Below are 13,156 nucleotides of genomic sequence, written 5' to 3'. Positions count from 1 at the left end.
GTTGAAGGATAGTTTTAGTAAGGGAGGGGCTTAATATGGCGCTTATTATTGCGTTGGGAGATTTACACGGACATGTCGAAATTTTGGCACGTTTAAGACAGGTACAGACACAGTATCCAGAAGCCATCACGGTCTTCAATGGTGACTATATTGACAGTTATGGGCCAAACCAAGGTTTTGAATTACTCGAAAAGATTCACGCCCGCCAGCTAGCGGATCCGCAACACACGGTCGTTTTAATGGGAAATCACGAACAGGCAGCGGTCAATTTTTTTACCAACGAACAACGGCAAGCGTGGTTAACTTTTGGTGGCGATAACACGTTAAAAACCGTTGCCGCGTCTTTAGGTGGCGATGGAAGCGTGAGTCAAGATCGGCAACTGATACTGGCATATAAACCAGAGCTACTGGCTTGGTTACGCGCCCTGCCACTAACGTATACGGTGGGAAAGATCTGTTTTGTGCATGCGGGTTTAGATTTGACCTTAGCTGATCCCATTCGTGACACCTCAGACCATGATCGCTTGTGGTTACGAGCCAACTACTGGTATGCTGGTTCACCAAGCTTTGGGATATTCGGACGCAATCCCTTGCCGATGAGCATCGTTACGGGTCACACGGCTAATGGTTGGATTTCCGGAAAATATGCGCGATCAGAAGGTCAGGTCCCCGAAGATAAAATTAAATCGACTGATAATTCCATTTACGCGATTCAGTATCCGGGTGAATTCCCCCGATATTTGATGGATGGCGGAGCTGGCGGAAATGATTTGCAAGATCTGGGGAATATCGGTGTGTTCGATAGCGAAACGGGGATGCTAATTGACAAATTTGAAGATTAAGCGGGCTAGTGTGTTTGCTAATTTCTAAGAGGTGCTCAGGAAAGGAATTAATACAATGTCAATAATCTATGCGATGAGTGATATTCACGGTTGCTATGTGGCTATGAAGCAGGCACTAGACCATATTCAACTAAAAACAGCTGACCAGCTCTTATTCGTTGGGGATTACGTAGATGGTGGGAACGAATCTTTACAGGTTTTAAATGAGATAATGGCTCTCGAACAAGCTCATCCCAATCAAGTGATTACGCTACTTGGGAACCATGATGAATGGTTTTGCAATTGGCTTTTTCCTAAAAATACGGAGACTTTTGAGCCATCGTTTGTAGATTTTAAAACAGTTAAAAGTTTTCTGAGCGCGGCTGAGCTGGAAGAAATTAAGGATGCCAGTCGGGCTCAGGTGAATAGTAGCGAGCCAATTAGTGTGGATGAACTGATCCGTCTGGAGGTGGTAGAAGCGGTTCGGCACCAGGAGCTATTCAAGTGGCTAAAGCAAAAGATGACGGAGCAGCGATACTATGAGCGGTCAAATCAGATTTATGTGCATGCCGGCATTGATGAAGAGGCCGGGGAATACTGGAAACAAGGGACGATGGATGATATCTTCACGGGTAAATTTCCGGCGACTACGGGTAAATTTTACAAGGATATTATTAGTGGGCATATTCATTCCGAAGAAGTTGCTAACGATAACGCTTATTTGGGTAAAGTGTATTGGGATCACGACAATCATTTCTTTATTGATGGCCACTCAGTTACTAGCGGGATTGTGCCCATTCTCAAATATGATACGGAAAATGAACATTATTCATCCTTTGAAATGATGAATGGTGTTTGGACCAAATATAGACTTAAATAAATATTTTGAGGCAACTTCAATTGAAATAGAGGGACACGTTGGACAGTAACCGTGGACTTACAGAAATGAGGAATCGTATTGGCAACGACCAAGACAATCTATGCCTATTTAGGGCTACCAGGGATGGAGACGTGGTTGTTTGATCAACCAGGCTTAGAGCCTTATATTCTTACAGAGTCCCGAATATGGGCGGCTGCTGGTAATCCACAATTGGTGCTGCATTCTGATGGCACCATTGGTACGGCGGTTAATTCTGGGGCCGCGCCCTTGGTTAAGCGGTTGATGGATCAACTGATGCGGCAACGAGTCGATGCGCAAGGGCCGATTATTCTTGCCGTTAACCTCTTGTCACGGGAAACGTTGCGTTGGTTTCGCCATATTGTCAGGGATGCTTGGGGGTATGAGATTGTCATTGTAGATGCTCTGGCAGAAAATGAGAATCATTTATCTATGAGTCCTGCAAATTCTGATGATGGATTTAAGCAACGCCTACCCAAGTATTTATCACGTTATCAAACGGTCGATTGGACGGGACTAGGGAGGGTCATTAGCCCGGCCGCGTTTTTAGAAGAATTGAAACGTCCACTTCAATTCATACAGACTCATCCCAAAATCAATCGCTTGGTCATCTTCAGTGATGTCCATGGCGATGCACAAAATTTACAGGAAAAACAGGCTGAATTAACTTCGACTGGTACGGCTTTCGCTTTCCTAGGGGATGCAATTGATCGTGGTACCGATTCAGCGGGGGTGATTCGCACATTGTTAGCGCGTAATGATGGATTTCAAATTTTAGGTAATCACGAGCATCGTCTATTAGCTTGGTATCAAGAACAGCGGATCAGTCAATCTGCGAATGATTTTTCGCAAACGACCTTACCACAACTGAATTCAGCTGGGATTACCCGCCAGGAGATCCATCAATTGATTGATGGCATGGGGACTTATCATGCCGTGAAATTTGCCGGAAAGAAACTCCTGCTTAGTCATGCCGGGTTGGAACCTACCCAAGTGGCACAATGGTGTGACCCACAGTCACTGACGAAAGGTGTGGCATTGGCGCCGACCGATGTTATGACCCATGGGTTGGGGGATGGTCGGCATTCCGTTTACACGCGTGACATTGATCAGGCTTGGGCCGACTCGGCTGACGTAACAGGAATGATTGCGATTCATGGGCACCGTAATCGGTTTAATCGTGACGTGGTTGTTGGGCGAAACTTAAGCTTCAATCTAACTGATGCTGACGGCGAAACCTTTCGTTATTTGATTCTGACAGCGGAAGATCAGCGATTTGAGATGCATATTGGGCAGCGTTATAGTCGCCAAGAGCGTGTGATAACAGGTTATCTTTGAACAATCATAATATTCTGAGGATGGATTTTAATGATCGATACTGGAGCTATACACGTTGTTCTAGTGAACTCCCAGCGTACAAGTAGATGTGTTTTTCAAACCCAGATTGTAATTCAACTGGGCGTTGCTGAGCTCTATTTCCGAGCTTGTTCAGTGCTTCATGCGTAGCGTCACAATATGGACAGGAGTTGGCGGTTGAGGTTGTGAACCAATTAGAATTGAATGATCTTTTTTAGTGGAATCCAGAGAAGGTTCTTTTTTTAACATCATCAAGCTATAAGAGAATCATCGGGGATCTTATTAGATGGACAAAGTGAAAAATTAGCGTATTCTTAGTAGAAGAAATGTGTAGTTAACGGTCACTTCATGGTTTTTGATGGTTGTTGCGGTCAACGAATCGGAGGTTAAATAATGGCAGTTAATATCATTACGCTTAGTAAAATGCAAGAAACATCGTATGCGCTGAAACTCTATGAGGTTTTGGGAGAGTATATCATGGAATATCTTCTTAATGATGACCATGCCGTGGCAGAGAAAGTTGAGGACAAGACCGTGGCATTACTTCAGGAGTGCAATACATATGCCGAAGCTAACGGATTACCAGCTCTATGCGATATCTATGACGTCTTCGGTCTTGAGCAGGACGCTGCAATCATTTATCATATGGTCGCGGATTATTTGATACGTGAGAAACAGCAAATTGAAGAATGTGAAATCACCATTAAGCGGCGGTACAATTCAAGTGATCAGATGGAAAGTTAATTGTAGAACTTTATTCCTAAACCTTAATTTCTACCCGGATTTAAATCTAATGTATCTGGCGGTCGTCAAATGTGGAAAAATGCGGTTAAGCAGCTGTAAAGGGTTCAAGCTCTGCCGTAAGATAACAAATTAATGCCACCTCCCCAAGTTTTACTTGTGGGGGTGTTTTACAGAATAAAAAATGTTACCACCACAGCTTTTTCGTGGCGGTAACATTTTTTCTAGTCAGCTCGCGATTGTGAGTCATCATTCTGTGGAACATAGTTTTTACGAGGGTGCTGTAACATGATGAATACAGCGGCAACGATAAGGACAACCATTGCTGGGAAGGCTAACGCAGCAGTAAAGCCGAAGAGCGCACTCCCAATAATTCCCAACACTGAACCTACCAGTGAGATGTTGTGTTTACGGGATTGTACCAGGGCAATGATATTCAGGACTACGCCAATCCAAGCCATTGCGTAGAAGAACGTCGCTGCTGAATCGGTTGAACTACCCCCATTGCTGGCGTCACTGAATGCGGCACCGAAGATGACAAACCAGGAAAGTGCGAACAAAACGCAGTTGACGATATCTAAGATACCCGTCCAAGTGTTAATTTTTAATCGAGTCATTTCAAACTCCTCCTCAAATATGTACTCAGCTTTTAACGTCATCGGGTAGTGGACGAAAGTTGGCATCGTTCTGTGATCGGTCTCTAGCGTAATCTGTGCTGTGATTTTAAGTGGGGGGAATGTCCTGATTTTAATCAGGGCAAAGAGCAATGTTTCCCCGCGGAATCGAACCGCAGAGAGTCACCAGACGGAAACACAAAGTACAATTACTGGTTCAACTGCACCGTCACATCAAAGTCTTTATAAGCGTTGTCATCGTCATAATCGTCGGTATCGTAATCCGCCGACCATTTGAGACGAATGCTGGATAGATCTGAAACGTCGTCCAAAGTTGGTAACAGGAAGTAGACGTTCCCGTCAGACTGGGTCCCCGAGTCCAACTCGCCGTCAAAGTCATCGCTGTCGGCGAGGTCGGAGTCAACCTGTTGGCCATCGTTGGTGCTTAGCGTCGCTTGCGATGGGTAGGCGTTAATGTCGCGACCAGCATCAATGTTCATGTGAACCTTAACAACACCGTTAAATGAGGTCTTATCGTGACCGCTGCCTTGCGTGTAGTCGCCATCCGTTTTGTAGACCGTGACCTTGTCGATGGCAAAGGTTGATTCCGACCAGGTTTCAGAGAAAGTCGTGGTATAGGCCTTCTTATCGGCAATGTCAATGGACGAATCACCCAGATCAATGGTGTCATCGGAACTTTCATCGTCCGTGTCATCGTCATCATCCGTTGTGTCGGTGTCCTCGGCCTTAGCATTGCCATCGTTTTGAGTTTGGCTGGTTGCGGATTGTTCCCAAGCACTGGGATCCATGTAACGCGCCGATAGGTTGAACATGGCCGTTGTTGCCACCGCGATGAGTACAAGAATGACCCAAGTCCACCATTGTTTAACCCAAGCTTTAGGTTGGGTTGTCTTGTCGAAACGTTGGCCGGCCGGCTTGGCTTTCTGTGCCAAAAAGACAATGACGATAATGGGACCAACCAATGGAATTAACAGCAACCAGAGGAAATGACCAGAGCGGTTGGTATCATGTAACCGCCGTATTTCTGCTGTAAACAGGGCTACTGTCGTAACCGCATAGGGGATGGACAGCAGGAATAGCAACAGTAACCAGACAGAGTCGCCGCTGAAAGCCAGTTGCTTAAGTAATGGTGAAAGTATGAGGTTAAGAATTAAACCAATGATAAAAATATCTAAGTATAACCACCAGAAACCGGCACGGCTCGTCCGTTTACCAATCGTGAACATCTCAGTTAACCCTTGTTTGAGGGCCGTCAGCATGTTCATCTTTTGAGGCTGGTCTGGTTGAGGGTGTTGCCCAGCAGGTGTTACAGCTGCCGATGTGGGGGCGTCGCTATCTGATTGCACGCTAGATTGATCCGTGCCACAGTAGGGACAGAATTGAACGTTAGCTGGAATCTCCTTTCCACAATGAATACAGTACATGTTGGGCTTGTCAGTCATAAAGAATCCTCCAGAAGTAGGTATCAGCTTTTAGTATCTTCAGTGTTTGGACGATCTTGATTTATAGGTTTAAACCCGCAGAGTGGGGGCTGAACTCAGTCGCAGACACGACAATACTAAGAATACTACGTGAAATTAATAATTAAAAGGACTATTTGAATAAATATTCGAAATATTAGTGGTGTTAGCCGCTTGGCCACGAATCTATGAGGTTATAAAATGAATAGTTATCGGATTTAGTCGTCGTTCGTTCATAAACTGGCCTACCAAGGGCAGTCAAATCAGCACATGATTAACGGCAACAATGGTACGCTACAAGTAAATAAATGGCGATTTAACAAGGGGGAGTATGCAATGACGAAGGGATTAGCATTCACGTTTCACGGTGGGGCCACAGCCTTTATTGATCGGCTGGCGGTGGTTATTGACGATTTAGATGATGAGGACATTCGGCTACTCGATCAGATTACGCAGTGGTCTTGGACCAACGACTGTGTCATTCCGATGGGCGGAATTTCATTGTCAGCGGCGGAGATAGCCCAACGATTGAATAAGTTTGATCGCTTGAAATTACTGGATTTTGGGAATCACGTGTAAGCAAAAAGGGACAACGCCAGCCAATTGGGCGTTGTCCCTAACTATTTATTATTGTCGAATTTGTTGGTCTGAAAAAGTAACATCAGGGAGTTAACGTTTCTGATGAATCTCCAGTACCGGGTGACGTCGCGTTCCCGTGACCTCCACGTGAAGCGCCGTGTTAGTGGCGAGTTGTTCTTCTAGCGCAGTGACCTGTTCCTCGGTGAAGCCCTCCACGTCATACATGAGTGTGCGTTTAGCCGGGAGTTTGGCCACCTTGGCTAGGATTGTTTTGATGAGTGTGTCCATTGATTTTGCCTCCTTCAGGCAACCGATCTTTGCGGTTAGTTGGTCAATCACGCTTTCTTAGTCAGCCGTTTTCGGTGGCAAATGATGATAGCGGTGATAGGCTAAGGCTGAACATTTTAGTGCCATAGATTGATTCTGGGGGATGAAGATTGTGGAATTTAAGTTCAAAAATGGGGTTCATGCTTTCGCGTGCCGACTAAATCAAGTCATTGACCAGCTTGATCCGATTGAAGAGACTTTGCTCCATACCTTACTGGCCATTGCCGTGGCGCCTGAAGAAAACGTCACCGTGGTCGCTTTGCAAAACGAGTTGGGTCTAACGACCGATGAGCTCAGTTTTTACATGAATCGACTTGATCACTTGGGCTTGATCACCTGGACAGCCGATAGAGCCGTTGTCCCTTAATTTTGAATAAAACGCGTAGGGCCAGTGGTCTTACGCGCTTTTTAGTTATTCCCGTTCGGCATCCTCAGCCAGCTCCAGCCAAATGGTGAGCTGCGAGGGGATGTAGTCCGGCCAATTTTCCATCTTCTTCGCACAACGTGAAAGCAAGTGGCTTTGACCATCCTTCGCGAGATCGGTGAAGACACTGAGAGCCTGCGTATTATCCTCCAGATCGGTCATTAACGTGGGTAAATTGTGCTTCCATTCTTCAATCAGATCCTGATAAATCACGATTCGCCGGGCTTGAAGAATCGTGTAGTCCACGCCCTCAACATGTAGCTGCTTCACGAACCGGTCATATTCATTAAAAATGGCCGTCTGTGCCCGCTGCCAGTCGGTTTTGGTTAATTCCAACTTCTCATTTCTCATATGCTCATCCTCTTGACGATTCATAATTTTATATCACGATTTTGGGAAATCAATCGTTTTCTTTACGATATCGCATCTCTCAAATAGTATAGCATTTTATCTGAGAAAGGTAAGCTAACTTGCGAATTAATCACAGCTGCGGGTGAAATGGTTAACTGACGTGACTATAGCCCGTGGCGTAGTCGATCGTATAACCGGGTTCGATGTTAAAGATATAAACGTTGAAATGAACGGCATTGGAGCCGACTGACTGTGCCCGCATCTGGACGCCCCGGGCCACCAGTTCGTTGCCCTTAAAGACCGGCGTCACGGCGTACCGGACGTAGTGACGTTTGCTGGACTTGAGGTAAGTGGCAACATCCATTTCATTATGCAACATGCTGGGATTGTTCAGCGTGCGGGTTCCCGTCATTAAATTCTTGGGATTGTTGTTCTGCCCGGTAAATTGGTAACCAATCAGGTGGCTACGATTATAGAGCCAGCCGTGCTGGGTACGCTTGTTGTGCCACCCCGTGGGATCAACCGTTAGGGGTTCGCGGGTCGCGGACGGCATCAATGACTGATTGAGGAGAGCGGAGGCACCGGTGACACGGTTCAGACTATCCAGATTGGCGTAAGTTGCCCAAGCGCCGTGGCTGGTCGAGAGCTGTGCGCGGGTGAAACCGGGTTTGTTCTGATTGACGGTGATTTCTTGTTGACCACTGTAGGTTAGATTGGCCAGATTTACACCGGAAGATTTAGTCGTGGTGGTGTGAGGGGCCGGCGTGGCTTTTTTAGCGGCTTTCAAACTGGCCTGTTGGCGATTTAACTTGGATTGCCGCTGATCCAGTCGGGCTTTTTCAGAAGCGTTGGCCTTCTCTAGGCTACTGGCTTTCTTTTGGGGACCGTGATCGTAAACGACTTTAGTGCTGGAACTGGCCGATTTAGCCGTTGACTTTTGCTGACCACAGCCGCTTAAGCCGAGCCCCAGTAAGGCCAGAATACTGATCGTGAGTGTGAGTGATTTTTTCATTAGCGAAGCGCCTTTCTATAACCCGCCGCCTTGGCTTGGGCCTCTGTTTGGAAATAAACTGCGTTGCTACTGTTCATGTGGTAGCCTGCCTGATCGGGGGTGTGGTAGATCTTAGAATTACGGTTACCCACAATCTTTTGGGCCTTGTTGGTGTCGAGGTCCCCTTGTCGATGGCTAGCGTTGCTGGTTTGGGTATGTTGACTGCTGGCCTCCTGGTGAGCGGCTGCTTTGGCGGCCGCCTTGGAAGCCGACTTAGCGGTTGCTTGGGAACTGGCAGTGGCTTCACTCGCACTATCAGCTTTAGACTCACTGACGGAATTTGAGGTGGCCACCTGACTGTCGACCAATGCGAACGCCTTGTCTTGTCGACTAGCAGAAGCCGCTAACTGACGGGATTCCTGTTGTGCTTTAGACAGGCGTTGTGTCCCGACCTTCACCGTCTTGGTTGTCACGGTCGGTTGGGTTGAACCGAGAGCACCGATCCCGCCAAAGACGAATAGGACGGCACTGAGGGCCACGAGCCATTTACGGTGATGGGTAAATGCCCAGTAACCACCGCCGGCGCAGAGTAGTAGCCAAATAAGAAAGAACATCATGCGTGTTGTCGCTCCTTTATATGTAAATCATCGCAAGGATGATGGCTTTAGCCATAAATTAATGGGCACCCCAAAAAGGTGTCTTGGCTTAATTTTATGGGGCTGAGCACCTGATTTCAAGCGGAACTCTATTTTTTCCTTAAAATTGCGGGTCTCGACGTAAAAATGGGTCTAAATTTCGTACAGCAAAAAAGGATCGCCACCCCGTGACCATCCTTAAAGAGAGCTTACTTGTCGTCTTTCTTCATCATCTCAACAATTTCCTTGAGGTACTTTTCTTCAGCCGTAGGTTCCGGTTCAACCTTTTCCTCGACCGGTTTAGGAACCAGCTTGTTTAAGAGCTTGATCAGCAGGAAGACCACAAAGGCGATAATTAAGAAGTTAATGACCGAGTTGATAAAGGCACCATAGCGGAAGTGTGCTTTACCCACAGTCAGCACGAGATCGGAGAAGTCGATGCTACCAATGAAAATTCCTAGTAGGGGGTTGATCAGATTTTCCACCAGGGAATTGACGATGGCGGTGAATGCAGCCCCAACGATAACCCCAACGGCCAGGTCCATCACATTTCCCCGGGCGATAAACGCTTTAAATTCTTTCAGCACAATAAATTTCCTCCCTCACGGCATAGGGCCGTTTCATTTAACTTCTATTTTTAACGATTTATTTTTAAATTGCAACCAAAACGCAGCCGTCAAACTGAGTGACGTGAAAATTGCGCGGCATCGCTAGGGCTTCATGTGCTTAGGACGTGTCGAAGAAGACGGAGAGAACCAGCGATGATGGTGTGTCCCTTGGTAAACGATTCTGTCATACAGGACTAAGCTGATCGCGATAATCACCGCGATCAGAACCAAGTGGTGACTGACCCATAGGCCGAGGTCAATGATGATAATTATAGGAAGAAGCCACCAGATCCAACTGCTGAATAGTTTGTAGGTGAATAGGCCAAGTAGAATTAGCAGTAAAAGTAGCATTATATGCACTCCTTAATAGGATGAGAGAATTGAACTTAAGTCAAAAACGGAGTTACTTATTCATTTCTATCATAGGCTACTTAGGCGACTAGTTTAAGCAAAAATATTGGGGATTCTGTCACAATGTTGTGGTTAAAACGTTCTTTCAAGATTATCGAAATTTAAGAATGCTTTAATGACGGCGTTTGTTTGCATTAAAGGTTTCAATAAAACGTAAATCATAGTATAATGTAAGTGTTTACAAAATAGTGAATGCCGAAGTGAAATCAAGCACCGCAAATGTTACGCCGAGTAGACTTTTTACTTGCAATCCGGCGTGAAATCAACTATTATCAATTATTGATACATTTTAAAGTGGGTTAGACAACCGAAGTGGCCTTAAAATGTTTGAGAACCGAGTAGATTGTCATTGTATAGGAGGTGATTACCATGCTGAGTCGAACCAAAGAGTTTTTGCGGCAGAACAACTATCGTTATGAAAAATCGTATATTCGGCCGTTGATGGCGCCAGAGAGCGTCTACGTCTTCAAATTCGGAAAAGATTCGCTCAATAACCGGGTAATCATTCGTTATGGGCATACGTGGACCGGGCGTCAGCGAATTAACGAGATTGATTTGCGCCTGCATAAACAGAAGCATCCCCGCGTATTCCAAAATGAGGCGGACATGTTGGATTATCTGGAAACACGTCTTGCCCAGCGAAAGCAAAAAAACGCTGACCACCCGTCCAAAACCGAGAAGGTCTAGGCGGCCGTCTTCGTCAATTTCTTAAATGTTTAGCGGTGAGCTGGTGACAAGATTGTTGTCTCCAGCTCTTTTTTACATAAATTAAGGAGGAAACAAGTCATGGAATGGACCGAAGTAAGTGTCTTAACTACCAATGAGGCCGTTGAAGCGGTCAGCAACATTTTACAGGAGGCCGGCGCGAGTGGCGTGAAGATCGACGACGCGGCCGACTACGCCAACCTAAAAGCCGGCAAGTTCGGAGAAATCGTGGACTTAAAAACGATTCCACACCGGACCAGTGGCGCGCTGATTACGGCGTACTATCCCGAAACCATTTTTGTTCCCGAAATTCTGCCAACGATTAAGCAACGCGTCGCCGAACTCAGCCAGTTCGGTCTCGATCCCCAACCCGGAACGGTGACCACCAAGGCCGTTGACGATGAGAGTTGGGCCACAGCTTGGCAGAAGTATTACCATCCAGTCCGGGTAACGCGCTATCTAACCGTGACGCCGAGTTGGGAAAACTACCAACCCGTTCAGGCCGGCGAGAACGTTATCCGCTTAGACCCCGGCATGGCGTTTGGTACCGGGACTCATCCAACCACGCGTTTATCTATGACTGCTTTGGAAATGGTCGTCCGTGGGGGCGAATCCATGTACGATGTCGGAACTGGTTCGGGTGTCTTAAGTATTGCGGCGAAGTACATGGGTGTTAAGGACATCACAGCCTTTGACCTCGATGAAGTCGCCGTGCGCTCTGCCAAGACCAATCTCGACTTGAATCCCGTGGCGCAAGACGTTTTGGCAAAGCCCAATGACCTGCTCAAGGGCATCCATCATCCCGTTAACTTAGTGGTAGCGAACATTTTAGCCGAGATCATCTTGCCATTAGTTCCCCAAGCGTGGGAAAACCTCACCGAAGGCGGCTACTTCCTGACCTCTGGGATCATCGCGGACAAGTTGGATGAAGTCGTGGCGGCGCAAAAGAAACAAGGCTTTATTATTGATAACATCCTGCAAATGAAGGATTGGCGTGGTGTCATCGCCCATAAGCCAACGGAGGACGAATAGGCATGCAGCGGTATTTCTTAGAAGAAACGCATCAAGACGGTGATCAGGTCCGCCTAACCGACGTGATCTATCACCACTGGATAACGGTTCTGCGGGCCGAAACTGGGGCCACGGCTGAATTCGTCGATGAGACGGCCCAGCTGTTTCACGGTGAGCTCTCCCAGGTCACGGCCGATGAGGCTACGGTGACGCTGACGGCAGTGCCAACGCCCAAGGTGGAGCTGCCCGTGCACGTTACTATTGCCTGTGGGTTACCAAAACAGGAGAAAGCGGAATGGATTACACAGAAAGCCACGGAACTGGGCGTTGACCGCATTATTTTCTTTGGTGGCGACTGGTCCGTGGCCAAGTGGCAGGGTAATAAGGTAGATAAGAAGCTCAAACGCCTAACGAAAATTGCCCACGGTGCGGCGGAACAGTCTCACCGACTCCGACGCCCCATTGTCCAGTATGCAGCCAATCTCGCTGCGGTCCTACAGGAGCCCGTAGACGTCCGGTTGATGGCTTATGAAGAATCAGCTAAGCAGGGCGAACAAAGTGCCTTAAATCAGCAACTACAGGCCTTGACGCCTGGACAACGTCTGCTGACGATCTTTGGCCCCGAGGGTGGAATTAGTCCCGCCGAAGTTGCTGCCGCACAGGCTGCGCAGACGACTTTGGTCGGGTTAGGGCCACGGATTTTACGGACGGAAACGGCGCCATTATACCTCCTGTCTGCCGTTTCAATGGTCCTGGAGCTCCAACAACCGAGATGATTTGATGAAATCTCCGTGAAAACATGCTAAAATAGTTCCAATTATAAGAGAGTTGGGTGAATGCTGAATGGCATTTTTGGAGAGAGTTGGTTGGCGGTACTGGGTTGTTGGTATAATCATGGGCATCGTGGTTCCCGCGGTCGTGGCATGGATCGGGATTGGACCGGTCTGGCGCTTTGGCGGATTGCTGGCGATCGTCAACGGGGGCCTAGCGGTTGCTTTGGGGCGCGCCATGTATCGGCGCACGCAACCGGAGTGGTGGCTGTTGATTTGGCCACTGGTCTATTGGCTGGGTGCTTACCTGTTTTTGCCTCAGTATACCTGGTACTTTGCTATTGTTTATCTGTGCCTGTCTTATCTGGGGTACGGGTTAACGCAAACGAAAAAGACAATCGAATCATAATTTATAACTAAGGGTGGTGGCGTC

18 protein-coding genes are annotated in these 13,156 nt (G+C 47.2%); 10 read left to right on the top strand and 8 right to left on the bottom strand.

Going from position 1 to position 13,156, the window contains the following annotated elements; all coding sequences use genetic code 11:
* Window positions 1–35: 35 nt before the first annotated feature.
* From FD28_RS01380 to FD28_RS01365, 4 genes are all read left to right on the top strand, one after another.
* A complete protein-coding gene (locus FD28_RS01380; RefSeq protein WP_057731843.1) occupies window positions 36–842 on the top strand; it encodes a metallophosphoesterase in 807 nt (268 codons plus the stop codon).
* Between the two features lie 55 nt (window positions 843–897).
* On the top strand, window positions 898–1,701 hold the full coding sequence (locus FD28_RS01375) for a metallophosphoesterase (protein WP_057731841.1): 804 nt from the start codon (window positions 898–900) through the stop codon (window positions 1,699–1,701).
* A 78-nt stretch (window positions 1,702–1,779) separates the two neighbouring features.
* A complete protein-coding gene (locus FD28_RS01370; RefSeq protein WP_057731839.1) occupies window positions 1,780–3,057 on the top strand; it encodes a metallophosphoesterase in 1,278 nt (425 codons plus the stop codon).
* 411 nt (window positions 3,058–3,468) lie between these two features.
* A complete protein-coding gene (locus FD28_RS01365) occupies window positions 3,469–3,819 on the top strand; it encodes a hypothetical protein (RefSeq protein ID WP_057731837.1) in 351 nt (116 codons plus the stop codon).
* A gap of 221 nt (window positions 3,820–4,040) precedes the next feature.
* On the opposite strand, the gene FD28_RS01360 is transcribed toward FD28_RS01365, so the two are convergent.
* Together FD28_RS01360 and FD28_RS01355 are read right to left on the bottom strand one after the other, a co-directional pair.
* Window positions 4,041–4,433: a hypothetical protein gene (locus tag FD28_RS01360; protein WP_057731835.1), complete on the bottom strand. Its 393-nt coding sequence runs from the start codon at window positions 4,431–4,433 to the stop codon at window positions 4,041–4,043.
* Window positions 4,434–4,639: 206 nt separating this feature from the next.
* Complete coding sequence (locus tag FD28_RS01355) at window positions 4,640–5,893, bottom strand: DUF805 domain-containing protein (RefSeq protein WP_057731833.1); 1,254 nt, start codon at window positions 5,891–5,893, stop codon at window positions 4,640–4,642.
* A 354-nt stretch (window positions 5,894–6,247) separates the two neighbouring features.
* Between FD28_RS01355 and FD28_RS01350 the strand changes: the two genes are divergently transcribed.
* Window positions 6,248–6,490, top strand: a complete 243-nt coding sequence (locus tag FD28_RS01350; RefSeq protein WP_057731831.1) for a hypothetical protein — start codon at window positions 6,248–6,250, stop codon at window positions 6,488–6,490.
* Window positions 6,491–6,580: 90 nt separating this feature from the next.
* On the opposite strand, the gene FD28_RS01345 is transcribed toward FD28_RS01350, so the two are convergent.
* Window positions 6,581–6,778, bottom strand: coding sequence for a hypothetical protein (locus FD28_RS01345; protein ID WP_057731829.1), 198 nt, complete (start codon window positions 6,776–6,778; stop codon window positions 6,581–6,583).
* Between the two features lie 142 nt (window positions 6,779–6,920).
* On the opposite strand from FD28_RS01345, the gene FD28_RS01340 reads away from it, so the two are divergent.
* A complete protein-coding gene (locus tag FD28_RS01340) occupies window positions 6,921–7,184 on the top strand; it encodes a hypothetical protein (protein ID WP_057731827.1) in 264 nt (87 codons plus the stop codon).
* Between the two features lie 45 nt (window positions 7,185–7,229).
* Here the strand turns inward: FD28_RS01340 and FD28_RS01335 are convergent, their stop codons facing one another.
* The 5 genes from FD28_RS01335 to FD28_RS01315 form a co-directional block, all read right to left on the bottom strand.
* Entirely contained in the window at window positions 7,230–7,592 is a 363-nt protein-coding gene (locus FD28_RS01335) for a hypothetical protein (RefSeq protein ID WP_057731824.1), read from the bottom strand.
* Between the two features lie 151 nt (window positions 7,593–7,743).
* Window positions 7,744–8,604 carry a DNA/RNA non-specific endonuclease gene (locus FD28_RS01330; protein WP_057731822.1) on the bottom strand — a complete coding sequence of 287 codons (861 nt, stop codon included), beginning with the start codon at window positions 8,602–8,604 and terminating at the stop codon, window positions 7,744–7,746.
* Window positions 8,604–9,200, bottom strand: coding sequence for a sunset domain-containing protein (locus tag FD28_RS01325; RefSeq protein WP_057731820.1), 597 nt, complete (start codon window positions 9,198–9,200; stop codon window positions 8,604–8,606). The genes FD28_RS01330 and FD28_RS01325 overlap by 1 nt, the downstream gene beginning before the upstream one ends.
* 227 nt (window positions 9,201–9,427) lie before the next feature.
* Window positions 9,428–9,805, bottom strand: coding sequence for a large-conductance mechanosensitive channel protein MscL (mscL, locus tag FD28_RS01320; RefSeq protein ID WP_057731818.1), 378 nt, complete (start codon window positions 9,803–9,805; stop codon window positions 9,428–9,430).
* A gap of 123 nt (window positions 9,806–9,928) precedes the next feature.
* The gene (locus tag FD28_RS01315; RefSeq protein ID WP_057731816.1) at window positions 9,929–10,177 is read right to left on the bottom strand and encodes a hypothetical protein; all 249 of its coding nucleotides are present in this window, start codon (window positions 10,175–10,177) and stop codon (window positions 9,929–9,931) included.
* 429 nt (window positions 10,178–10,606) lie between these two features.
* Between FD28_RS01315 and FD28_RS01310 the strand changes: the two genes are divergently transcribed.
* The 4 genes from FD28_RS01310 to FD28_RS01295 all read left to right on the top strand — a co-directional run bounded on the left by FD28_RS01310 (window position 10,607) and on the right by FD28_RS01295 (window position 13,132).
* Entirely contained in the window at window positions 10,607–10,924 is a 318-nt protein-coding gene (locus FD28_RS01310) for a hypothetical protein (protein WP_020088552.1), read from the top strand.
* A gap of 99 nt (window positions 10,925–11,023) precedes the next feature.
* On the top strand, window positions 11,024–11,974 hold the full coding sequence (gene prmA, locus FD28_RS01305) for a 50S ribosomal protein L11 methyltransferase (RefSeq protein WP_057731814.1): 951 nt from the start codon (window positions 11,024–11,026) through the stop codon (window positions 11,972–11,974).
* A gap of 2 nt (window positions 11,975–11,976) precedes the next feature.
* Window positions 11,977–12,729 carry a 16S rRNA (uracil(1498)-N(3))-methyltransferase gene (locus FD28_RS01300; protein WP_057731812.1) on the top strand — a complete coding sequence of 251 codons (753 nt, stop codon included), beginning with the start codon at window positions 11,977–11,979 and terminating at the stop codon, window positions 12,727–12,729.
* Between the two features lie 67 nt (window positions 12,730–12,796).
* Window positions 12,797–13,132: a hypothetical protein gene (locus FD28_RS01295; protein WP_057731810.1), complete on the top strand. Its 336-nt coding sequence runs from the start codon at window positions 12,797–12,799 to the stop codon at window positions 13,130–13,132.
* The last annotated feature ends 24 nt before the right edge of the window (window positions 13,133–13,156 follow it).

This window comes from Levilactobacillus hammesii DSM 16381 (genome assembly GCF_001434395.1).
Lineage (GTDB): Bacteria > Bacillota > Bacilli > Lactobacillales > Lactobacillaceae > Levilactobacillus > Levilactobacillus hammesii.
Note: the sequence above shows the minus strand (reverse complement) of the source record. Positions and strands in the feature narration are given on the sequence as shown.